This window comes from Marinobacter salicampi (genome assembly GCF_011074795.1).
In the GTDB taxonomy this organism is placed as follows: Bacteria; Pseudomonadota; Gammaproteobacteria; order Pseudomonadales; family Oleiphilaceae; genus Marinobacter; species Marinobacter salicampi.
Window position 1 is genome coordinate 76,495 of sequence record NZ_JAAMPF010000018.1, and the last position, 21,249, is coordinate 97,743.

Annotated in this window: 18 protein-coding genes; 8 read left to right on the forward strand and 10 right to left on the reverse strand. The window is 59.8% G+C overall.

Annotation, left to right across the window (positions count from 1 at the left end):
• Nucleotides 1–3: 3 nt before the first annotated feature.
• The 4 genes from G7W63_RS09410 to G7W63_RS09425 form a co-directional block, all read right to left on the reverse strand.
• Nucleotides 4–1,152: an acyl-CoA dehydrogenase family protein gene (locus G7W63_RS09410; protein ID WP_166256603.1), complete on the reverse strand. Its 1,149-nt coding sequence runs from the start codon at nt 1,150–1,152 to the stop codon at nt 4–6.
• 10 nt (nt 1,153–1,162) lie between these two features.
• Nucleotides 1,163–2,350: an acyl-CoA dehydrogenase family protein gene (locus G7W63_RS09415; protein ID WP_166256605.1), complete on the reverse strand. Its 1,188-nt coding sequence runs from the start codon at nt 2,348–2,350 to the stop codon at nt 1,163–1,165.
• Between the two features lie 437 nt (nt 2,351–2,787).
• Nucleotides 2,788–3,969: an acetyl-CoA C-acyltransferase gene (locus G7W63_RS09420; protein WP_166256607.1), complete on the reverse strand. Its 1,182-nt coding sequence runs from the start codon at nt 3,967–3,969 to the stop codon at nt 2,788–2,790.
• 58 nt (nt 3,970–4,027) lie between these two features.
• A complete protein-coding gene (locus tag G7W63_RS09425) occupies nt 4,028–6,130 on the reverse strand; it encodes a 3-hydroxyacyl-CoA dehydrogenase NAD-binding domain-containing protein (protein ID WP_166256609.1) in 2,103 nt (700 codons plus the stop codon).
• Between the two features lie 228 nt (nt 6,131–6,358).
• Here G7W63_RS09425 and G7W63_RS09430 point away from each other — a divergent pair, with 228 nt between their 5' ends.
• The 3 genes from G7W63_RS09430 (at nt 6,359) to G7W63_RS09440 (ending at nt 8,745) form a co-directional block, all read left to right on the forward strand.
• Nucleotides 6,359–6,970, forward strand: coding sequence for a TetR/AcrR family transcriptional regulator (locus G7W63_RS09430; RefSeq protein ID WP_166256611.1), 612 nt, complete (start codon nt 6,359–6,361; stop codon nt 6,968–6,970).
• 40 nt (nt 6,971–7,010) lie between these two features.
• Nucleotides 7,011–7,652: an exopolysaccharide biosynthesis protein gene (locus G7W63_RS09435; protein ID WP_242634370.1), complete on the forward strand. Its 642-nt coding sequence runs from the start codon at nt 7,011–7,013 to the stop codon at nt 7,650–7,652.
• 226 nt (nt 7,653–7,878) lie between these two features.
• Nucleotides 7,879–8,745, forward strand: a complete 867-nt coding sequence (locus tag G7W63_RS09440; protein WP_242634371.1) for a hypothetical protein — start codon at nt 7,879–7,881, stop codon at nt 8,743–8,745.
• Between the two features lie 18 nt (nt 8,746–8,763).
• Here the strand turns inward: G7W63_RS09440 and G7W63_RS09445 are convergent, their stop codons facing one another.
• Nucleotides 8,764–9,636 carry an alpha/beta fold hydrolase gene (locus tag G7W63_RS09445; RefSeq protein WP_166256614.1) on the reverse strand — a complete coding sequence of 291 codons (873 nt, stop codon included), beginning with the start codon at nt 9,634–9,636 and terminating at the stop codon, nt 8,764–8,766.
• A gap of 115 nt (nt 9,637–9,751) precedes the next feature.
• Between G7W63_RS09445 and G7W63_RS09450 the strand changes: the two genes are divergently transcribed.
• The gene (locus G7W63_RS09450; protein WP_166258269.1) at nt 9,752–10,387 is read left to right on the forward strand and encodes a MarC family protein; all 636 of its coding nucleotides are present in this window, start codon (nt 9,752–9,754) and stop codon (nt 10,385–10,387) included.
• 33 nt (nt 10,388–10,420) lie between these two features.
• On the opposite strand, the gene G7W63_RS09455 is transcribed toward G7W63_RS09450, so the two are convergent.
• Nucleotides 10,421–11,311 carry a DMT family transporter gene (locus G7W63_RS09455; protein WP_166256617.1) on the reverse strand — a complete coding sequence of 297 codons (891 nt, stop codon included), beginning with the start codon at nt 11,309–11,311 and terminating at the stop codon, nt 10,421–10,423.
• 118 nt (nt 11,312–11,429) lie between these two features.
• Here G7W63_RS09455 and G7W63_RS09460 point away from each other — a divergent pair, with 118 nt between their 5' ends.
• From G7W63_RS09460 to G7W63_RS09470, 3 genes are read left to right on the forward strand one after another with little or no spacing between them, the layout of a single operon-like run.
• The gene (locus G7W63_RS09460; RefSeq protein WP_166256620.1) at nt 11,430–12,389 is read left to right on the forward strand and encodes a LysR family transcriptional regulator; all 960 of its coding nucleotides are present in this window, start codon (nt 11,430–11,432) and stop codon (nt 12,387–12,389) included.
• Complete coding sequence (locus G7W63_RS09465) at nt 12,386–12,979, forward strand: exopolysaccharide biosynthesis protein (protein ID WP_166256623.1); 594 nt, start codon at nt 12,386–12,388, stop codon at nt 12,977–12,979. The genes G7W63_RS09460 and G7W63_RS09465 overlap by 4 nt, the downstream gene beginning before the upstream one ends.
• 23 nt (nt 12,980–13,002) lie before the next feature.
• The gene (locus tag G7W63_RS09470) at nt 13,003–13,869 is read left to right on the forward strand and encodes a fructosamine kinase family protein (protein ID WP_166256626.1); all 867 of its coding nucleotides are present in this window, start codon (nt 13,003–13,005) and stop codon (nt 13,867–13,869) included.
• Nucleotides 13,870–13,933: 64 nt separating this feature from the next.
• On the opposite strand, the gene G7W63_RS09475 is transcribed toward G7W63_RS09470, so the two are convergent.
• The 4 genes from G7W63_RS09475 to G7W63_RS09490 all read right to left on the reverse strand — a co-directional run bounded on the left by G7W63_RS09475 (nt 13,934) and on the right by G7W63_RS09490 (nt 19,035).
• Nucleotides 13,934–16,447, reverse strand: coding sequence for an acyl-CoA dehydrogenase (locus tag G7W63_RS09475; protein ID WP_166256629.1), 2,514 nt, complete (start codon nt 16,445–16,447; stop codon nt 13,934–13,936).
• Nucleotides 16,448–16,632: 185 nt separating this feature from the next.
• Entirely contained in the window at nt 16,633–17,442 is an 810-nt protein-coding gene (locus tag G7W63_RS09480) for an OmpA family protein (protein WP_166256632.1), read from the reverse strand.
• 22 nt (nt 17,443–17,464) lie between these two features.
• A complete protein-coding gene (locus G7W63_RS09485) occupies nt 17,465–17,842 on the reverse strand; it encodes a DUF4398 domain-containing protein (RefSeq protein ID WP_166256635.1) in 378 nt (125 codons plus the stop codon).
• A 314-nt stretch (nt 17,843–18,156) separates the two neighbouring features.
• Complete coding sequence (locus G7W63_RS09490; protein WP_166256638.1) at nt 18,157–19,035, reverse strand: alpha/beta fold hydrolase; 879 nt, start codon at nt 19,033–19,035, stop codon at nt 18,157–18,159.
• A 188-nt stretch (nt 19,036–19,223) separates the two neighbouring features.
• Between G7W63_RS09490 and G7W63_RS09495 the strand changes: the two genes are divergently transcribed.
• Nucleotides 19,224–21,104: an N-acyl-D-amino-acid deacylase family protein gene (locus G7W63_RS09495; protein ID WP_166256641.1), complete on the forward strand. Its 1,881-nt coding sequence runs from the start codon at nt 19,224–19,226 to the stop codon at nt 21,102–21,104.
• The last annotated feature ends 145 nt before the right edge of the window (nt 21,105–21,249 follow it).

Genomic DNA, 21,249 nt, shown 5'->3' on the forward strand with positions numbered 1-21,249 from the left:
GGTTCAGGCCGTGGCGGCCAGCAGTTGGTCGCTGACCTGACCGAGATGGTAGTCAGCATCGCCAAACAGTAGATTGATTAAAGTAAGCCGCTTGAAGAGATGGGCGGCGAGCATTTCGTCGGTTACGCCCATGCCGCCGTGCAGCTGCACTGCATCTTGCCCCACCTTGCGGGCTGACTGGCCCACCAGGGCCTTGGCCATGGAAAGGGCGCGGCGCCGCTCCTCCCGATCGTCGGAATCCGCTTCGCTGGCTGCCAGAATGGCCATGGACTTGGCTTCCTCGGTGGCGATGAACATATCCGCCATGCGATGTTGCAGAACCTGGAACTTGCCGATGGGCACGCCGAACTGCTTACGGGTCTTGAGGTACTCAAGAGTCGCTTCGTTGAGCGCTTCCATGGCCCCCACGGCTTCTGAACACAGGGCGGCGATGGCCAGATCCGTTGCTTTCTCAATCAGGGGTAGTGCCTTCTCCTGCTCGCCTATCAAAGCATCGTGGTTGAGCTGGACATTGTCCAGGGTGAGCTCGGCGGTACGGTGGCCATCGTGGGTGGCAAAATCACGAACCGTAAGGCCGTTTGCGTTGCGATCCACCAGGAACAGGGAAACGCCCTCTGGATCGGCAATATCGCCGTGGGATCTGGCGGATACGATCAGCTGGTTCGCCTGGCTACCGTGTAACACGGCGGTTTTGCGTCCGTTAAGCACATAACCATCACCGGTTTTTTCAGCGGTCGTGACTACCTGGGAAAGATTGTATCGACTGCCGGGCTCGCTGTGGGCGAAGGCCATCAGGTGCTCGCCGGCTGCAATGGCGGGCAGAATGGCCGCTTTCTGGCTGTCACTGCCGGCATCCCGGATCAGGCCGCCGCACAGAACTACGGTCGACAAGTAGGGTTCCACCACCAGGGCACGGCCAAAGCTGTCCATCACCAGCATGGTGTCGATGGCGTTGCCCCCGAGGCCGTCGTTCTCTTCCGGAAAGGTGAACCCCAGCAGGCCCATATCCGCGAAGGCCCGCCAGGTGGTTTCGTCCACACCCTTGCCGGAGTGGATGATCTGGCCGCGTTTCTCAAAGGTGTACTCGTTGCTGAGGAAGCGCCGCAACGAATCCTGAAGCATCTGCTGTTCTTCTGTCAGATTGAAGTTCATAACGCGCTCCTTACAGGCCCAGAACCATCTGGGCGATGATGTTGCGCTGGATCTCGTTGGACCCGCCAAAGATCGACAGCTTGCGCATGTTGAAATAGTCACCGGCAGCCGGTGCCGCGTCCGCCGCGCCCACCCGTGGACCTTCATAGCCAAGGTCGAGGGCATCAGGGATGTGGGCGATGGCATCCGGTCCCATGGCTTCCATCAACAGCTCGAACAGGGCCTGGCCTACTTCGGTACCGCGGATCTTGAGTATGGAGGCCTGCGGCCCGGGGCCGGATTCGTTGGTCAGCACCCTGAGCACGGTCAGCTCCAGCGCGCGCAGTTCCATGTCCAGCTGTGCCAGGCGGTCCCGGAAGCGGACATTCTCGATCAACGGACGCTGGCCGTCGCGACTTTCCCGGGCCAGTTCTTTCAGTCGGTTCATCAGCGCTTTCCACTGGCCGACGTTGGCCAGACCGGTGCGTTCATGGCCGAGCAGGAACTTGGCGTAGGTCCAGCCCTTGTTCTCTTCACCCACCAGGTTTTCTACCGGCACTTTTACGTTGTCGAAGTAGACTTCGTTAATCTCGTGCTCGCCATCCAGCATGATGATGGGGCGAACGCTGATGCCCGGGGTCTTCATGTCGATCAGCAAGAAGGAGATGCCCTGCTGGGGTTTGCCCTCGGAGCTGGTTCTCACCAGGCAGAAGATCCAGTCGGCGTGCTGGCCGAGAGTGGTCCAGGTTTTCTGGCCATTGACCACATAATGATCGCCTTCGTGCTTGGCCGTAGTGCGCAGGGAGGCCAGGTCGGAGCCGGCGCCGGGTTCGGAATAGCCCTGGCACCACCAGTCTTCGCCGGACAGGATGCCGGGCAGGAAGCGCTCTTTCTGTTCTTCGTTGCCAAAGGTCATGATCACCGGCGCCACCATGCGCAGGCCGAAATCGAGCTGCCTCGGAGCGCCGGCCACCGCGCATTCTTCCTCGAATATCAACTGCTCGATAGCGTCCCAGCCCGGGCCACCGAACTGCTGGGGCCAGGCGGAGGCAGCCCAGCCGCGCTTGAACAGGATCTGCTGCCAGCGCTGGGTCATTTCCTTGGTGGGTCGCAGGCGCTGCTTGACGCGCTGGCGGATGTCATCGGGCAGGTTGTCTGCGAGGAACTTGCGAACTTCCTCGCGGAACTGGTCCTGTTCGGGGGTGTAGTTCAGGTCCATGGAGCACCTCTTTCTGTTGGCTGAGGTAAATGGTTGTGACTGTTGGAGCTGCGTGAGTTTCTTTAAACCTTGCCTGAAACTTGGGCTGTTGCGCCGGGCGGGTATCCCCTTTCAAAACACGCTCCTTCGGCCCATCCATGGGGCGCTTGGGCTCCGCCATCCCTGGCTCCGCACAGTTTTGAAAGGGGATACCCGCCCAACGCTTCGAGTTAATACTTGCCTGAAACTGCTCTTGGCTCAGGGTGTTAAGCTCACAGTGACCAGGCCCAAAGCGTGTCTACTTTTGCTGCCAAGCTCAAGGAGGCTGGCGGGCAGTGGTGTCCGAAACTGTGCGGAGCCAGGGATGGCGGAGCCCAAGCGCACACGGACGTGTTTACAGCGTGTTTCGGACACCACTGCCCGCGAGCCGCCATGCACCGGACGATTTAGGCCATCTATCAGGCGACTTCGAACAACCCGGCAGCACCCATGCCCGTACCAACACACATGGTAACCACAACGTATTTAACGCCACGACGTTTGCCTTCGATCAGGGCATGGCCAACCAGACGTGAACCGGTGGTTCCGTAGGGGTGACCAACCGCAATGGCGCCACCGTTGACGTTCAAGCGCTCCATGGGAATACCCAGTTTGCGCTGGCAGTAGAGCACCTGAACCGCAAAGGCCTCGTTGAGCTCCCATAGGCCGATGTCATCAACCGTCAGGCCAGCGCGCTTGAGTAGCTTGGGCACGGCGAATACAGGACCGATACCCATTTCGTCCGGCTCACAGCCCGCAACTGCGAAGCCCCGGAAAATGCCCAGGGGCGCGACACCGCGCTGTTCGGCAATCTTGCTGTCCATCAGTACACAGGCAGAAGCACCGTCGGAGAACTGGCTGGCGTTGCCGGCGGTTACCACACCGCCTGCCTTTGCTGAGCGGATCTTGCTGACGCCTTCAAGGTTGGTGTCCGGGCGTATGCCCTCGTCCTGACTCACAGTCACTTCCTGAGTGCTGAGCTGGCCGGTGGCCTTGTCGGCAACACCCATAGTGGTGGTGATGGGTACGATTTCATCGTCGAACTTGCCATCTTTCCGGGCTTTGGCGGACAGCTGCTGGCTGCGTACGCCGTACTCGTCCATGTCTTCTTTCTTGATGTCGTAGCGCTTGGCGACGGTCTCCGCAGTATCCAACATCGACCAGTAAAGCTCGGGCTTGTTCTTGGCCAGCCAGGGTTCCATGAAGTAGTTCTGGTTAACGCTGGCCTGCACGGTGGAGATGGACTCCACGCCGCCAGCAACCATGACAGGTACCCGGTCCACGGCAATGTGGTGCGCCGCCATGGCGATGGCCTGCAGGCCGGACGAACAGAAGCGGTTGATGGTTGCACCGGCGACCGACACCGGCAGGCCGGCACGGATGGCGCCCATGCGGGCCACATCGTTACCGGTGGAGCCTTCAGGCAGGGCACAGCCCATCAGCACGTCTTCAATTTCGTTGGGGTCGACCTTTGAACGTTCCACGGCATGCTGAATCGCATGGCCGGCCAGGGTGGCGCCATGGGTCATGTTAAGACCGCCGCGCCAGGATTTACCCAGTGGCGTACGGGCAGTGGATACAATAACGACATCATTGGACATAACAGTTCTCCTGATACCGGCTACGCTCCTGGCGCAGCCGGAAAATTAGTCGGGGCGCCTACTTGGCCTTGTCGTCGAAACGCTTGCCTTCGGCGGCGCAGCGGGCCAGCAGCGGCGCGGGCTCCCAGAAGCCGGGCTCGGTGTGGGGGTTGTCGGCAAAGGGCTCCATGTCACGAACCACGTTGGCCAGGCCCACTTCTTCAGCGTAATGCATGGGGCCGCCAGGGAAGACAGGGAAGCCGTAGCCGGTGAGGTACACCATGTCGATGTCGGACGCACGCTGGGCAATGCCTTCCTCCAGCAGCCGGGCCCCTTCATTTACCAGGGCGTAGACACAGCGCTGAACGATTTCCTGGTTGGAAATCTTGCGCGGCGTAATGCCCAGCTCAGCGCGGACCTCGTCCACTACCCTGTCCACTTCCGGGTCGTGCAGGGCGTTGCGGTTGCCGGGCTCGTAGCGATAGAAGCCTGAGCCGGTCTTCTGGCCGTAGCGGCCCATTTCGCACAGCCGGTCGGCCACCACCATCTTTTTCATGCCGGGCTTTTCAGCGTATTGGCGCTTGCGGATGGCCCAGCCAATGTCGCCACCGGCCAGGTCCGCCATGCGCAAGGGTCCCATGGCAAAGCCGAATTTCTCGATGGCCTTGTCGATCTGCTGGACGCTGGCGCCTTCCTGCAGCATCAGCAGAGCTTCGCGCTGGTACTGGTTGATCATGCGGTTGCCGATAAAGCCATCACAGACACCGGAAACCACAGCGGTTTTCTTGATGGTCTTGGCAAGTTTCATGGCGGTGGCCAGCACGTCCTTCGCCGTCTTGTCGCCGCGGACCACTTCCAGGAGCTTCATGATGTTGGCAGGGCTGAAGAAGTGCAGACCGATCACATCTTCCGGGCGTCTGGTGAAGCTGGCGATCTGGTTCAGGTCCAGAGTGGAGGTGTTGGACGCCAGGATGGCGCCGGGCTTGCAGGTTTTGTCCAGGGTCTCGAACACCGACTGCTTGACGCTCATCTCCTCGAATACGGCTTCGATCACCAGGTCCACATCAGCCAGTGGCTCATAGTCGAGGGAGGTGGTCAGCAGGTCCAGGCAGGCCCTGGCCTTGTCTTCCTTCATCTTGCCTTTCTTGACCCGGCCTTCAAAGACCTTCTGGATATGGGCGATGCCCCGGTCCAGGCCTTCCTGCTTCATTTCGACGATGGTGACGGGAATGCCGGCCATCAGGAAATTGATGGAAATCCCGGTACCCATGGTGCCGGCGCCAATGACACCGACCTTATTGATTTCCCGGGTTGGGGTATCGGAAGGCACGTCGGCGACCTTGCTGGTCAGGCGCTCAGCAAAAAAAGCATGGCGCAAAGCCCGGGATTCAGGGGTCTGGACCAGATGGGAGAAGGCATCGCGCTCGACCTGCATGCCGGCATCAAAAGGCTTGGTGACCGCGGCCGCTACCGCATCAACGCACTTTAGGGGCGCGGGGTAATTCTTCGCCACTGCACCCACGGTATTGCGGGCAAACATGAAGAAGCCTTCCGGGTTTGCGTGCTTTGCTTTCAGGTCCCGCACCCGCTTGAGGGGCAGGTTGTCGTCGATAATCTTGCGGGCCAGGGCCGTTGCGCCCTCCATCAGGTCCCCTTCGACAATCTCGTCGAACAAAGGGCTGCCCTGGAACTGTTTGGCTGGCATGGCAGCACCGGAGACAATCATGTTGAGGGCATGCTCAGCACCGATCAGCCGGGGCAGCCGCTGGGTGCCGCCGGCGCCGGGCAGGAGGCCCAGCTTCACTTCCGGCAGGGAAATCTGGGCGTCCGGCTTGGCAACCCGGTAATGGCAACCGAGGGCCAGTTCAAGCCCGCCGCCCATGCAGGCCCCACTGATCGCGGCAATAACCGGCTTGCTGGAGGTTTCCAGGTAGTGGATAACGGTTGTCAGGATAGGCTCGGCCAGCATCTTTGAGGTGCCGAATTCGCTGATGTCGGCGCCGCCGGAGAAAGCACGATCGGAACCGATGATAACCACGGCCTTGATGGCGTTATCGTCTTCGGCTTTCTTGAGGCCATTAACGATACCCTGGCGCAGGGCAAGGCCCAGGCCGTTGACCGGCGGGTTGTCGAGTCGGATAACGGCGATATCACCGTTGACGTCGTAATGCGCGGTACTCATGTGCAGCTCCTTGTGGGCAGGGCGGAGGTGGCAAGCCGGATGGCTTCGGCCCCGCCTGGTCTCAGACTCTGTGCCGGGAATCCGTGGGTGACTGTTCCCATACACTGGTGTATTGTGTGCCCATACACTAATGTATGTTGTCAGGCTGGTCAACGCTTCAGGTAGAATCCGGCCCCGCTCAGTATGATCATTCAACATCGTCTACTCCGAGACCCCAGGAAGCTGTATATGACTGATCCCCAAGCTCCTGCCCGACGCAGCCGAACTGTATCGGACAAGCCCCAGCTCACCCGGGATGACTGGCTGGACGCCGCAGCAGGGGAAGTGGCGGCAGGGGGCTTTGGCCAGCTTCGGGTACTGACCCTGGCAAAGAAGCTGGGCGTGACCCGGGGCAGTTTCTATTGGCACTTCAAGGATCATGAAGACCTGGTGGTGAGTTTTCTCAATCGCTGGCGGGACCGGCGTCTTCATGAGCTCCAGTACTGGAAGCCCCGCGGTGGCGAGGTTGAGGCCGAGCTGCGCCAGATTCTTGAGCTGCTGCTGACCGACGCCTCAAGGAATATCCGACGTCTGCAGGTGGAACTGGCAGTGCGGGATTATGCCCGTCGCAATGACTACGCCGCCGAGCTGGTGACGGAGGTGGACGCTGCCCGGATCAACCAGAACTGCACCCTGTTCGAGCGTCTGACCAAAGATCCGGAGCGGGTACGGGATCTGTCCCTGCTGCTGTATGTCGCAACCATCGGCTCACAGGTGGTGCTCACCGGCAAGAAAGGTGACGAAGAGGCTATCCGTCGCATTGAAGACCTGATGGCACGGGTGGTTCTGGGCCAGAGATGAAGGGGATTTCATGCCCCGCACTTCTAGGCGGAGAAGGATTGTGGTTGACTGGAAGCAGACTCCAAACCTGAGCCCCGAAGGAACCGGCGCCGTGGTTGAAAAATACGAACCTGCCAACCTTGAACAGATGCTGGATCGCATTGAAAGCAAGGCACCTGGCGACAAACATATTTCCATTGGCGAGATGCTGGACGCGGTGGGTCGGCGCTCTTTCGGGCCGGTGCTGCTACTGGTGGGGCTTATCCTGGTCACGCCGCTCAGTGGCATGCCCGGCATGCCAACGCTGATGGGTCTGCTGGTGCTTCTGACTCTGGGCCAGATTCTGGCTGGTCGGAAGCACTTCTGGCTGCCCGCCCTGCTGGTCAGGCGCGAGGTGCCAAGGGACAAGCTTGTGCGTGGTCTGGAATTACTGCGGCCGACGGCGCGCCGGATCGACCGTCTTCTGCGGCCCCGTGCAACCCTGCTGGTAAAAGGGCCCGGGCTCTATGTCACCGCTGTGGTGTGTATGGTCATCGCCATATTCATGCCGGCCACGGAAGTGGTGCCTTTCAGTTCCAGTATCGCCGGGGTTGCACTGATGGCCTTTGGGCTGGCCATCATTTCACGGGACGGCGTGCTGGCCCTGTTTGGCTGGGCCGTAACGGTCGTGGCCCCGCTGACACTCTATTTGAACCTGACCTGACCTGACCGGAGGCCGGGCCGGCTGTACCTGCTTTTATTAGAACTCGGTATTGTTCATCGGGCCCCCGTGTGTGGCAGCATAGTGCCTGTTTCGACGGGACTGTCACTAAGCGTTCCACTGCCCCCGTTCGTTTTCAGAGCACACGTTTCCGAACACTGTTTTACCAAACTGTTTCACCATACTGTTCTACCACACATTGTCAGGTTGTCCTGTGTCGGGGTTCTGCATGTCTGATAAAAGGTTTCCCTTACTACACCAGGCGCCGGCCACAGGTTACTGGTCAGCCCTGTTGCTGGTTCTGCTTAGTACGCCTCCCGGCCAGGCTAGCGAAGACGAATCCTGCCTTGCATCGGCACAGTCCCCGAACGAGCGGGTATATTGTCAGGTGGTGAGCCAGGGTGCTGGCCAGAGCCTGCCTTCGCTGGTGGATTTCCGTCGCAATGATCCCCAGGTCCAGTTGTTATTGCTTAAAAGGCCGGCAGCGGCCCTGGGTATTGTGTTGGCAGACCAGTCAGAGTCCCCGAAACCCCCTTCTGGGCCAACTGCCGAAGCCACCCGGCCGTTGCCCTCCCATGATCGGGACCGCTCTGTCGGCTCGGGCACAAGTGGGGGCGATCCCCTGGCCCGGTGCCAGCTCAAAGGCGCCACCATCTCCTGCCATGGCAAGACTTACAAACTTGTGGCAAACCAGCAGAACCGAGAACTTGCGGACGGTGCCCTGGCCCTCGCCAACAGACTGGACCTGCCGGGTTTCGAGGGTGGTCCGGGCGACGATGCCGAAGTGCGGGCCTATCTTTCCGGGGCCTATGACCGTTATATCGCCGGCATGCTCAGTATTGGCCTGGGTGCCAATACCATGAGTTTTACCCGCTTCCATCGTGCGTTTTACCGGATGCAGGAAGAGCGGGTGGATTTTGCCGGCCGTATGGAAGAGACCTTTCAACTGCTTAAGAAAGACAAGCAGACCCTTGGGGTGCAGGATCATTACACCGATAAGCTGCCCCAGGACCTGAATGCCTGTGCGGAGGCGGGCAGGGGCCTCATCGTCTGCGATGATATCGCCACCAACTGGGTCTATCGTCGCCAGCGCTGAGGCCGCGGCAATCAGGCCTTAGCTGACATCCAGAAAGTCGTTAAGATAGTCTGCCACCAGAGCCGGCTGCTCCTCCTGCAGAAAATGCCCGGCCTCGATCTGCTCTATCCGCAGGTCTTCGAAGCAGTCGTCGATGTGGTTCAGGTATTCAGGAATAATGATGCGGTCTTTGTTGCCGTATAGGTACAGTGAGGGCATGGGCCATACGTGGCTTGCCAGGGTGGCCCAGCGCTTGGCATCGGCGCCAAAGGTGCGGTAGTAGTTGGCACTTGTGCCTGGAGTGCCCGGGGTCAGGAAGGTACGCACGTACTCATCCAGGGCATCCTGTGGGAAGGGTTCGCCATTCCAGGTCTTGAGGAAGTGCCCGAGCCAGGCTTCTTCGGCACCGGGGATCATGGCTTCCGGTAAGTCGGGCGTCTGCAGGAAATGCTGGTACCAGTAGGGGTTACCGCTGCTACTGCGAACTTTTTCGATGACTTCCTGGTTGCCCTTGAGATTATTGATCACGGCAATGTTCATGATCACCAGGCGCTCGACCCGTCCGGGTTCAGCCAGCGCCATTTCCTGGGCCACAACGCCGCCCCAGTCGTGGCCGACCAGATTGAACTGGTTGATCTTCAGGCCATCCAGCAGTGCGATGACATCCTGGGCCAGCTCATGTTTGTGATAGTGCCCCAGATCCGGCGTGCGTTCGCTGTCGCCCAGGCCCCTGAGGTCCGGTGCGATAATGCGAAGCCCTGGCGCCAGGTGATGGGCGACCTGCTCCCAGCAATAGGAGCTTTCCGGCCAGCCGTGGATCATGACTAGGGGTATGCCGGCGGGGTCGCCGCCTTCACGGTAGGTGAACAGGCCGCGTTTGGTCTGGAGGGAAAGGGGTTCACTTAGGTGCATGACTGGCTCCTTGTACAGGTTCATTTCCGGATATCCGTATCGGTAACTGACCATAACGCAGATCAGAATGGGTGGCTATGATGGGCGGCTCAACCTTTCTGATTCCGGACCTGACATGCTTTCAGTCTTCTTCAGTACCTATCTGAGCAGTACCATCCGCTTTCTGTTCCTGCTGGCACCGTTTTTCGTGGTCACCATGTTCCTGGCGCTCACCCGTGGCCAGTCGGCTATGGAAAAAGCGGCCATTATCAAGCGGGCCTGTATTTCTGCCCTGATCCTGGGAGTGGTGCTGTTCTTCGCAGGGCCCATCCTGTTCAACGCTATCGGCATTACCCTGGATTCGTTCCGGATCGGTGCCGGTGCCCTGCTGTTTCTGACCGCTATCAGCCTGGTCACCAGCGGCACCCGCAGCCATGCCACCGGCCTGCCGGATGAAGACAGGGATGACATCGCCGTGGTGCCGCTGGCGATTCCGGTCATGATCGGCCCGGCCACCATTGGTGCCATACTGGTCTACGGCGCTGAACTCAAAAGCTTTTCCGAGGTGACGGGGGGGCTGCTGGGACTGGTGACCGGATTGGCAATGATGGCGTGGTTGTTATACCTGTCAGGCTATCTGGAGCGGGTCATGGGCAAGACCGGCCTCAACATCATGTCCAAGATCAGCGGCCTGATCCTCTCCGCCATGGCGGCTGAGATCATGCTGACCGGTATTGCGGGCTTTATCCGCAGTACCGGCCTGGGCAGCTAGTGTCCGGACCGGTTAGGCTCCTGACGGGCCCCATCAGGGCGTTTCCGTGGCAGGGATCGCGCTGAACGGCCGCGCTGGCACGGACTTGCGCCGGCGCAGGCCCAACAGAACCAATGGCACCACAATCATGGTACTGCCTACCAGGAACCACAGGTCGGGCATTTCACCGAATCCTATCCAGCCAAAGAAGACCGCCCAGATCAGCCCGGTATATTCGGCGCTGGTGACCTGGTTAGCTTCGACCTGCTGGTAGGCCAGCAAAACCGTGACGTTGTAGCCCAGAATGAACAGGGCGGAGCCGGCTGCGCTGAAAAGGATTTCGCCATCCCAGGCAGCGCCTTCCCAGAGCATCAGGGCAAGGCCCGCTGGAAGAATCAGCAAGTAATTGAGAATCAGTTTGTGGACCGTGGATTGGGTGCGGGGCAATTTGCGCACCAGCACCGCATTCAGGGCCAGGGTGGCAGCCGCCGCCAGAGCACTCAGGGCGCCCCAGCCCAACTCCACCGGCCGCAGGATCACGATAATGCCGGCAAATCCGCTCACAACCGCCAATATGCTCAGCGGTGTCAGCCGTTCCCGGAAAAACACTACGGAAAATACCATGACCAGAATCGGCGCGGCATAAAATAGAGCATTGGCCGTTGCCAAAGGCAGGGTAATCAGGGCGACCACCATGCAGATGATCCCCACCAGGTGGATATGGGCCCTCAGCAGGTGCACACCGAAGCCCTGGAACAGGCGGCTGGTGTCGACCATGTGCCACAGGGGCAGAAGAAGAACCAGGGTCAGCAGGCTGCGCACAAAAGCAAACTGGAAAATCGGCGCCCCCGGCTCCAGCAACTTGATGAACACATCAGAGACCAGCGCCAGGGCGTTGCCAAGGACAAGTAATAGAATCGCGCTGTTGACGGTTTTTCCTGACATGTGGCCTCCCTTCTGCTGGTTGTTGATTGATTGCTGCGTGGTTCAATGGCGGGAGTTTAGAAAACAATAACTATCCGATAAAATGATATTTACGCTTCTGGCATGAGAAAAATAGATAATGAAACTGCCCCCGCTGAATGCCCTGCCGGTTTTCGAGGCCGTTGCCCGGCTCAACAGTTTCTCCCGGGCGGCGCAGGAGCTGAATGTCAGCCAGAGCGCAGTCAGTCATCAGATCAAGAGTCTGGAAACCTGGCTGGGGGAGAAACTCTTTGTTCGCACCGGTCGTTATCTGACCCTGACCCCTGAAGGCGGCCAGTACCTGGAAACCGTCAGTTCGGCATTGATGCAGATCGAGCGTTCCACCCTGCAATTGCTGGGGCATGAAGAGGCACGCCTGAGACTGTCGGCGTTCAGTTCCTTTGCTGTCCGGTGGCTGGTGCCCCGCCTGCCGGACCTGCAGCGCCGGCACTCGCAACTGGATCTGGTGCTGGAGATGACCAGTGAATCCCCGGCCCTGTCTGATCGGGTGGCGGACTGCTTCATCACCATTCATACCCGGTCCCCGGCGTTCAGCTACGACCTGCTCTATCGGGAGCAGCTGTTTCCGGTCTGCAGCCAGCAGTACTGGCAGACCCTGAGCCGGGAACTGGCTCTGCCGGAGCGTCAGGCAGAGGAGGGCAGGGCGAGCCTTACCCCGGGTGAGATTTCCCGGTACCCTCTGCTTTCCACCCATAGCATATACGGCCGCCACGCCGGCGACTGGCAGGAATGGTTCAAGGCGGTGGGCGAGCCCATACCGGCGTCGACCCGGATCCAGCACTTCAGCCATATGCTGCTGGCCCTGGAAGCCGCGCGCTTCCACCAGGGTATCGCCCTGACAAACGACTACATGCTCAGCAACCGCAGCGACTCGGATGATTTTGTCCGGGTGCCCTGTCATTCTCTGGTGACCGGCGATATATTCTATTTCGCCTTTAAAACCAGCCGCCGGAAGGAGCCCGGCATCCAGCTATTGCGACGCTGGTTGATTGAGGAGGCCATTCGCACAGGACTGCGACAGGAGGAAGATTCAGGATGACCACATCGGAAGACCCAACCACCCTTGAACAGCTGCTTGACCGGATCCGGGACAGATCCAGGGATGACGTGACTGTAACAGTGGAAGGGGTCATGGAATCGGTGGGACCCCGGTCTTTTGGCCCGATCCTGATCCTGGCCGGACTGATTGTTCTGGCCCCGCTGATCGGGGACATACCCGGGGTGCCGACGCTGATAGCCCTGCTGGTGCTGCTTACTGTGGGCCAGATAGCGGTGCAGCGTGATCACATCTGGCTGCCATCCTGGCTGGCCCGGCGTCACATGTCCCGGGACAAGCTGGTACGGGGTACGGAATGGCTGCGCAAGCCAGCCCGCTTTATCGACCGGCTCGCCCGGCCACGGCTGACCTACCTGGTGACCGGGCCCGGGCTCTACGTCATGGTGACATGCTGCATCATCATTGCCCTGGCAATGCCGGCCTTCGAGCTGATTCCCTTCAGTGCCAACGGCGCGGGCCTGGCGTTCGTGACCTTTGGCCTGGCTATCATCGCCAGGGACGGCGTGATCGGAATGGTTGCCCTGCTGGTCATGGTTATCAGCGTGGGCTCGGTTATCAGGGCCTTGCTCTGACCCGGACAGGAGGAAAACCACCGATGGTCCTTCCCACCTCTATATCCGATGCCCTCGTGGCAATTGATTACGGTCAGCCAGACAGTGTCTCCCCAGTGGCCGGCGGCAGTATCAGTGAGGCCTGGCAGCTGAATTTCGCGGATGGCCGCAAAGTGTTTGTTAAAAGTCACGGCTCGCCCCCGCCGGGCTTCTTCGAGGCCGAGGCCCAGGGCCTCAGTGCTCTGGCCAGGACAGGGGCAATCAGGACGCCGCAGCCTCTGGCAGTGGCATCGAACTACCTGGCGATGGAATGGCTTGATGGTGCCAGGGCGAGGGATTACTGGCCCAGGTTCGGGGAGCAGCTTGCAGGTTTACACCGGCATACCGCTGAGGCCTTCGGTTTTGCCGGTGACAACTACTGTGGTCTGACGCCCCAGCCCAACCCCCAGGTTGCGGATGGCTTCCGGTACTTCCGGGAGGCCCGCCTGCTGTATCAGGGCCGGCTGGCACTGGCAGCAGGACTGCTGGATCAGCACGATTTTGAAGCGCTGGCCTATGTTGCGGATCACCTTGAGGACTGGGTTCCGGCCCAGCCGGCGAGCCTGCTTCATGGCGATCTCTGGAGTGGTAACGCCCACTGTGGTCCCCGTGGGGAACCGGTGCTGGTTGACCCGGCAGCACACTTCGGCTGGCATGAAGCCGAGCTGGCCATGACCTTGCTGTTTGGCGGTTTTCCCCAGGCTTTCTACGAGTCGTATAAGGGAGCCAGCCAGTGTGATCCCGAGTGGGCGTCCCGGGCGGATATTTACAATCTCTACCACCTGCTCAACCATCTCAATCTGTTTGGCGGCGGCTATCTGGGGTCCGTCAGGAGCACCCTTGCCCGCTACAGGAAAAAGCCCCGGCGCTGACGGGCAGCGGCGGGGCTCAGGGTGGTTTTACCGGAGAGTCTTGCTCAACCGGTTCTGATGGAGGTCAGCCTCCATCTGCCAGGGGTGTTTCCCGTTCCACCAGCCGACGCTTGCCGGTGGCACACTTAGACAACTCCTTGATCCCCTCGGCGTCGAAGGCATCCACACGGATCACATCGTAAAGGGCTGTCATGGCTTCCAGCAGGTGTTCGCTCTCGCTTTCCTTGACGATATCCTGCTCCACTGCCCAGTCAACCAGCTGCTTGCGCTCATGGCCCATGAGCATGTCGATGCGGCCCAGCTCTTCCGGGTCGCGCTTGCGGATGGCATCCTGCAGGCGCTGGCGGGCGTCATTGGTCTCATTGGCAAGTCGGTAGGCGTTCAGCACCCGGCCCACCGCATCATCCGGGCTCTCATTGAAGTACACGCCCCTTGAGATACGCTGGCGGATCGGCTCGTCCTTGACGATCAGGTTGGCGACTTTGGCCCCCAGGCGATCATCCGGTGCCTTCAGCCGGCCGCTACCCAACGGGAAAACCAGCATTTTCATGGGTATGCGTAGCGCGGGAACGGGGAAGTTCTCGATGGCCCGTTTCATCTGGGTCTGAAAGTCAAACAGGGAAATCTGCAGGCACCATTCCACCAATAAACGCTGATCGTCCGGGTAGCCCTCGTCATGCCACTGCTTGATGACAGCGCTAGCGTAATAGAGGTGAACCAGACAATCGGCCATGCGACCGGACAGACGCTGGCGGGCTTTCAGGCCGCCGCCCACGGTCAGCAGGGTGACGTCTGTCATCAGGGCAAAGGCGGCCGAGAAACGGGCAAGCTGACGATAGTAGGGCTTGATGTTGCCCTTGTCCGGCACCGGCTCCACCAGGCCATTGGTAAGGCCCAGCACAAAGGTCTTGAGGCCGTTTCGGGTGGTATGGGCGATGTGCCGGTAGAAGACGCCGTCGAACTGCCGGGTCGCCTTCTTCTTGTCGTCCATGTTGGCGGCCTGGATCTCATCCACAATAAAGGGATGGCAGCGGATGGCACCCTGGCCGAAGACCATGAGACTGCGGGTCAGGATGTTGGCCCCTTCCACGGTGATCGCAATAGGCACTGCCTGGTAGGCCCTGGCCAGGAAGTTCCGTGGCCCGGTGATAACCCCGCGACCGGCAACCACATCCATGGCGTGGTTGATCACGTTGCGCATGATGTCGGTGTTACGGTACTTGAGCAGCGCCGAAGGCACCGACGGCCGAACGCCACGGTCCAGCATGCCGGAGGTCAGCTTGCGGGCGGCGTCCATCATGTAGGTGTAGCCGGCAATGGGCTCAAGGGCTTCCTGGACGCCTTCGAAATTGCTGATGGAACGGCCGAACTGTTCCCGGACCATGGCATAGGAGCCAGTGGTGAGGCAGGCCAGCTTGCCGGCGCCGGTACCCAGGGCGGGCAGTGAGATCGAGCGCCCGATGGACAGGCATTCCAGCAGCATCTTCCAGCCATTACCGACCATGGCCTGGCCGCCGATGACCTGGTCCATGGGGATAAACACATCTTCGCCCCAGGTCGGCCCGTTCATGAAGACGGTATTCATGGGCAGGTGACGTGGCCCGGCGTTGGCCCCTTCGGTATCGTGGGGCACCAGGACGCAGGTAACGCCCACGTTGTCGGCGTCGCCGATCAGATGATCCGGATCGTAAACCTTGATAGCCAGGCCGATCAGGGTGGCCACAGGGGCGAGGGTAATGTAGCGCTTGTTCCAGGTAACTTTCAGGCCAAGCACCTTCTCGCCGTTCCATTCGCCTTCACAGACGATGCCCCGGTCAGGTATGGCGCCCGCGTCAGAACCGGCAACGGGCGAGGTAAGGGCGAAACAGGGAATCTCCTCGCCTTTGCTCAGGCGCGGCAGGTACCAGGATTTCTGCTTTTCGGTGCCGTAATGCATCAGCAGCTCCCCCGGGCCGAGGGAGTTGGGCACCATGACCGTAACCGCGGCCGAGACACTCCGGGTGGAAACCTTCATGACGATCTCGGAGTGGGCGGTGGCGGTGAAGCCCTTGCCCCCGTGCTCCTTGGGGATCACCATGCCGAAAAAGCCCTGTTCCTTGATGTAGGCCCAGACTTCTTCGGGCAGGTCGAACTGCTCATGGGTGATTGACCAGTCGTCCAGCATGCTACAGAGAGTGTCCACAGGGCCATCAATGAACGCCTGTTCCTCGTCGGTCAGTCTTGCCGGCCTGTAGCCCAACAGAGTGGACCAGTCGGGCTGGCCGGAAAAAAGCTCGCCATCCCAATCCACGCTGCCGGAGTTCAGGGCCTCCTGCTCGGTATCGGACAGCGTCGGCAAGCGGCTGCGGACCCAGCCCAGCAAGGGCGTGCTTAACCTATCCCGGCGGATTTTGCTTGGGAAGATCAGTAGCAGACTGACAATCAGCAGTGCGCCGCCAAATATAATGCTGACCGGATGCCAGCCATCAATCCAGAACCCCAGAACAGTAGCCAGGGTCAGCACAACCGCGGCAACCAGGCCGCCCTTTCCCAGGTAGAGCAGAACCAGTGCACTCAGCAACAGCAAGAGTACGCTCATTGAATGACCTCCCTTTCAAATTGAGACAAAAATCAAAATTAACCATCAATCAATCCCGGCACAGATGCAAGCTGATTGGTCGGGCCGCAGTTGAGCTGGAACAAAAAAGGGCCAGTCAGACTGGCCCAGGTGAGACAAAGTGTGGCGCACGACTATAGCCTGCGCCAGGGTGTGCCCGACTGCGGTTAACGGGACTGGATGTTGCCGTCCTGATCGGAGATGACAATCTCAACCCGGCGATTCTGTTGACGACCCGAAGCGGTGTCGTTGCTGGCGACCGGATGCGCTTCGCCGAAGCCCTGGACCTCAATGCGATCACCGTCGATGCCCCGTTCTGTCAGTTCTTCCTTGACTGACCATGCGCGGCGCTCGGAGAGCTCCTGGTTATAGGCCGCATCGCCGGTGCTGTCGGTATAGCCTTCAACACGGACACGGCGGTCCTCATACTCTCTCATGAATTCAGCCAGGCGCTGGACGGTCTGCTCGCCGGATTGCTTGAGTGATGCTTCGTTAACACCAAACAATACGTCGCCCAACGTCAGTACCATGCCGCGATCAGTCTGCTCGGCCTGGAGACGTTCCATTTCCCGACGCAGCTGCTGGGCTTCCTGACGGGCCTGCTGGGCTTCGTCAGTGCGCATCTGCAGCATCATTTCCTCGCGACGCTGCTCTGCGGAGTTTATCTCTTCCTGCAGTTTGGCCTGCTTGCCCTGCTCGTGAGCAATCTGGGTGTGACGAAGGGCAAGGTAAGAAACATGCTCGATCTTGTCGTCGGTGGCGTCTTCTTCCTGGAGTTCTTCCGCTTCATTGATACGCGTCTTGGCACTCCGCAGCTGAGCGGGGCCGCTGCGGACAACGTTGGTATCGTTTTCTATCTGACCGTAGAGTGAGCGGGCCTCCACAAGCCGTTCGTTATCTTCCGGGGTACCTGCGCAACCTACCATCAAAACAGACAGCCCCACTGAGATCCCTATAAGCGGTTTCCGATTAAACATAATGCTCTCCTTATCCCGGGCTTTACTGTTGCTCAGAGTTGAGGCGCTGGCGCAGCTTATTAATGCTGTCGTTTACCTCTTCCACTGCCTGCCTGGCCTTATCGGTCTCGGACCGGGCGCCTGCCAGGCGGGCATCAAGCTCGGCCTGTTCCAGCAGGCGTCGGGCTTCCTTATATTCCTCGTCCTCCATCAACTCCTCGGCATCGGCCACCTTGTTGCGGGCGTCGTTGAGAAGAACCGGGTTGTACTCTCTGGCATCCGACGCTTCCGCGCGGTCTACAGCGGACTGGGCAGCCTGGAGCTCACTATCAGGTTTGGGGCCCGGCCCGGCACAGGCCGCGATCGTTGCGGAAAGACCCAGGACTATGGCGGTGCGTCCCAAGTATTGATGTGGCTTCATAAATAGACTCCTTTTTATGGTGGTCTGGTTCAGGGACCGTTCAACCCGAAAATGAATCTCCGAGTTCTTACCAGCGTCCGGCTGGCAACGAAAAACAGGACTCAAAGCCTGAACACGTCGTCGGGCTTACGCAGAACTATAACAACCCGATGACTGCGGAGATGAACTCCTGCTCAGGTATACCCGGGCTGAACCGTCGATAGGACCGCAAAAAAATACCCTTAGTCCTACATATAGCTGTTTTTCCCCAGGTTGTAGTGGACAACTGTCATTAAAAAATCGTCACCTCATGGAAAGGAATCGCAGTCCCGGGTTCAGGAGTCCGGGGCTTGCCGTAAAAACTGGAGATAGTGCCGGGTAACGGACCCGGGCGCTTCTACCTGTGGGTAGTGACCGATTCCTGACAGTTCCGCCAGATAGTCCAGAGGCAGAGCCAGCTCCTGGAAGCGTGCCACCATATGGGCACCGGATACCGGGTCGGCCGAGCCATTGATCAGGCAGACCGGCACCCGCGCCTGGCGGATGGCGTCGACCCAGCGCTCGCGGTGCTTCTTGCGATCGTTCATGTAGGTGATCAGGTTATGGAAGATATGGCGGCCGTTGTTATGGCACACCAGTTGCCAGAAATACGCCAGGGTCTGGGTATCCGGTTTGGTGTTGGGGCCGAATACCCGGCTCATGGCGCTGTCGAACTTCTTCCTGTTCGAAAGCCGGTTGAATAGAGGCCCCAGTGGGCTTAGCAGCAACTTCTGGGTCAGCAGGGCCCGATGGGTTTCCGGAAACAGGCCGCCGTTCAGGAAGGCCACCGTTGCCCAGTCACCGGCACCCATGTTTCTGTTCTGTCTCGCCAGCAATTCCTGGGCGACGGTGTCACCGTAGTCGTGGGCCAGTACATGAAAGCGCTCCAGGCCCAGCCTGCGAACCACAGCCTCGACCAGATCCGCCTGCTCGTGGATGGAATAACGGTGTCTGGTCGGTTTATCGGAAAATCCGAACCCCAGCATGTCCATTGCCACCACCCGGTAGTGCGCCCGGAGGGCCGGCCAGATCCCGTGCCAGTCCCAACTCGAGGTTGGGAAACCATGAATAAGCAGGACGGTTTCCTGCCCGGGTTCGCCGTCATCAATGACAAACAGTCGATATTGCTCGACATCGTGTAGCTGACCTTTACTGAACCATTGATCGGGAGTCATAAAAGCTCCTTTGTGGGAGGCGTTACCGGTAAGTCAGCGATTGTGAGATTGTGAGCTAAACTGTGAACTCGGCTTCAAGTCTAGGAGCGATCCCTGGAATATCAATTGACGGTAGTCTGCCAGCTTCCTGAAGCTGGCAGCACCAACCCAAAGAGTAAGGTCGAGTTCCGGCCAGGAGAAGATAGGCAATGAGTGATCATCAGTGGGACTTTCTGATTCAGGGCGCCAAGGTATTTGACGGCTCCGGTAACGCCAACGCCGCTGTTGAAGACATCGCGATTGCCGATGGCAAAATTGCCGCCCGCGGCAGGCTCCTGGATGCCAGCAAGGCCAAAAAAGTCATTGATGGCCAAAACCGTTGGGCAATGCCGGGCCTGTTTGACATTCATACCCACTATGACCTCGAACTGGAAGTAGCCCCGGGCCTGCCGGAGTCTGTGCGCCATGGCACCACGACGGTGGTGATCGCCAACTGCAGTCTCGGGCTGGCGTTCGGGTCCCAGCGTAAAGCCGGGGCGGATCCTATCGTGGACTGCTACGCCCGAGTCGAGAACATTCCAAAGTCGGTGCTCAGGGCTACAGCCGACAAAGTCGATTGGGAAACGCCCCGGCAGTACATCGAACACCTCAATCGCCTGACCTTGGGGCCCAACCTTGTTACTCTGGTGCCCCACTCCATGTTGCGCATTGAAGTCATGGGGTTTGAAGAGAGCATTTCCCGGGACCCCACCGAAGCGGAGTTGGCGGCAATGGAGTCCATGCTCGCCGATGCCCTGGATGAGGGCTATGCCGGGTTTTCCACCGATGCCCTGCCGTTCCATTACCTGGCCAACCAGCCCAACACCGGCAAGACCATTCCCACCCAGTTTGCCGGCTATCAGGAAATCCGTCGCCTGACCGAGGTGGTCCGGCGCAAAGGTGCCACCTGGCAGGCAACGCCGCCCAAGGACAGCACGATCGGTACCATTCGCACCTTCCTGCTCACCAGTGGCCGCCTGCATGGTAAGCCCCTGAAAACCACCGTGGTGGCAGCGCTGGATGTGCACAGTAACCGCAAGATCGTCCGGCTTGCCCGCCTGTTGGCCCGGGTGCTGAACTCCCGGGCACTGCAGGGCAATTTCCATCTTCAGGCCCTGGCGGCGCCGTTCAAGACCTGGTCGGACGGGGCGATCACACCTCTGGCGGAAGAAATAGCCGAGTTGCGCGCCCTCAACGAAAAAGAACTCGAAGACCGGGACGGGCGCCGCGCCCTGCTGGATGACCCGGTCTACATTGCCCAGTTCAAGGCCATGTGGATGACCGGCAAGCAGGGCTATGGCATGGCGCGCCTTAAGCGCCTGCTCAGGCTGGAGGACTACGCCTTCAACCGGACAATGGAAGACATGACCGTCGAGGTCTGTCCGCTGGAGCTCTGGCAGGGCTGGACCTTCGCCGCGATCTTTGATCGGGTGAAGGCCCTGAACTCAGGCGGCGCCACCTTCAAGGATGAACACGAGAAACAGATCGTTCAGGACTACTTCAGCGACGTAAAGGACGAGGCAGACTTCGTTCTGGCCATGTTGCGGGCCTTTGATCTTGACGTAAAGTGGTACACGGTCTCCGCCAATCGCAACCCGCAGATGACCCGCCGCCTGCTGATGGACCCCCAGCTTTTGCCCGGGTTCAATGACAGCGGGGCACACCTGACCAATATGGCATTTTATGACGGCAATCTCCGGGCCCTGCGGTTAGCTTCCGAAGGCGGAGATGCGGATGTGGCCTATATGGTTCGGCGGCTGACCCGAGACCCGGCCGAGGTATTCGGAGTCAAGGGCGGCACCATTGAAACAGGCGATGTGGCCGACATCATTCTGGTGGACCCGGAACAGCTCCAGCGCTTCGACCCCGACACCAGTGCCCGACGCATCTATCGGGACGAGTTCCAGCATGAGCAACTGGTGAACCGGTCCGACGGCGTTGTGCCTCTGGTCATGATTGCGGGCCAGCCGGTCTGGACCGGCGACCGGTTCGACGAGCGCCTGGGCCGCGATAAGCTCGGCCGGGTGCTGCCAACGACATTCCAGTCCTGAGGTAGTGCCCGGGAGGGTTACAGGGCCGGGGCTGCTGGCATGAGTGTTTCATCCACATCTACCCGGTTGGGGCCTCGGCCAAGTGCATGGTTGGCAACCAAATACATGGCCACACTGGCCACGTTGAGCCACGCCAGTATTGGAA

Bases quoted from the DNA above. Each gene is read 5' to 3' on its own strand.
- G7W63_RS09465 (WP_166256623.1), top strand. From the start codon at position 12,386: ATGACCACATCGGAAGACCCAACCACCCTTGAACAGCTGCTTGACCGG.
- G7W63_RS09410 (WP_166256603.1), bottom strand. From the start codon at position 1,152: ATGAACTTCAATCTGACAGAAGAACAGCAGATGCTTCAGGATTCGTTG.
- G7W63_RS09460 (WP_166256620.1), top strand. From the start codon at position 11,430: ATGAAACTGCCCCCGCTGAATGCCCTGCCGGTTTTCGAGGCCGTTGCC.
- G7W63_RS09415 (WP_166256605.1), bottom strand. From the start codon at position 2,350: ATGGACCTGAACTACACCCCCGAACAGGACCAGTTCCGCGAGGAAGTT.
- G7W63_RS09490 (WP_166256638.1), bottom strand. From the start codon at position 19,035: ATGACTCCCGATCAATGGTTCAGTAAAGGTCAGCTACACGATGTCGAG.
- G7W63_RS09495 (WP_166256641.1), top strand. From the start codon at position 19,224: ATGAGTGATCATCAGTGGGACTTTCTGATTCAGGGCGCCAAGGTATTT.
- G7W63_RS09485 (WP_166256635.1), bottom strand. From the start codon at position 17,842: ATGAAGCCACATCAATACTTGGGACGCACCGCCATAGTCCTGGGTCTT.
- G7W63_RS09455 (WP_166256617.1), bottom strand. From the start codon at position 11,311: ATGTCAGGAAAAACCGTCAACAGCGCGATTCTATTACTTGTCCTTGGC.
- G7W63_RS09475 (WP_166256629.1), bottom strand. From the start codon at position 16,447: ATGAGCGTACTCTTGCTGTTGCTGAGTGCACTGGTTCTGCTCTACCTG.
- G7W63_RS09445 (WP_166256614.1), bottom strand. From the start codon at position 9,636: ATGCACCTAAGTGAACCCCTTTCCCTCCAGACCAAACGCGGCCTGTTC.
- G7W63_RS09470 (WP_166256626.1), top strand. From the start codon at position 13,003: ATGGTCCTTCCCACCTCTATATCCGATGCCCTCGTGGCAATTGATTAC.
- G7W63_RS09440 (WP_242634371.1), top strand. From the start codon at position 7,879: ATGTCTGATAAAAGGTTTCCCTTACTACACCAGGCGCCGGCCACAGGT.
- G7W63_RS09450 (WP_166258269.1), top strand. From the start codon at position 9,752: ATGCTTTCAGTCTTCTTCAGTACCTATCTGAGCAGTACCATCCGCTTT.
- G7W63_RS09430 (WP_166256611.1), top strand. From the start codon at position 6,359: ATGACTGATCCCCAAGCTCCTGCCCGACGCAGCCGAACTGTATCGGAC.
- G7W63_RS09480 (WP_166256632.1), bottom strand. From the start codon at position 17,442: ATGTTTAATCGGAAACCGCTTATAGGGATCTCAGTGGGGCTGTCTGTT.
- G7W63_RS09420 (WP_166256607.1), bottom strand. From the start codon at position 3,969: ATGTCCAATGATGTCGTTATTGTATCCACTGCCCGTACGCCACTGGGT.
- G7W63_RS09425 (WP_166256609.1), bottom strand. From the start codon at position 6,130: ATGAGTACCGCGCATTACGACGTCAACGGTGATATCGCCGTTATCCGA.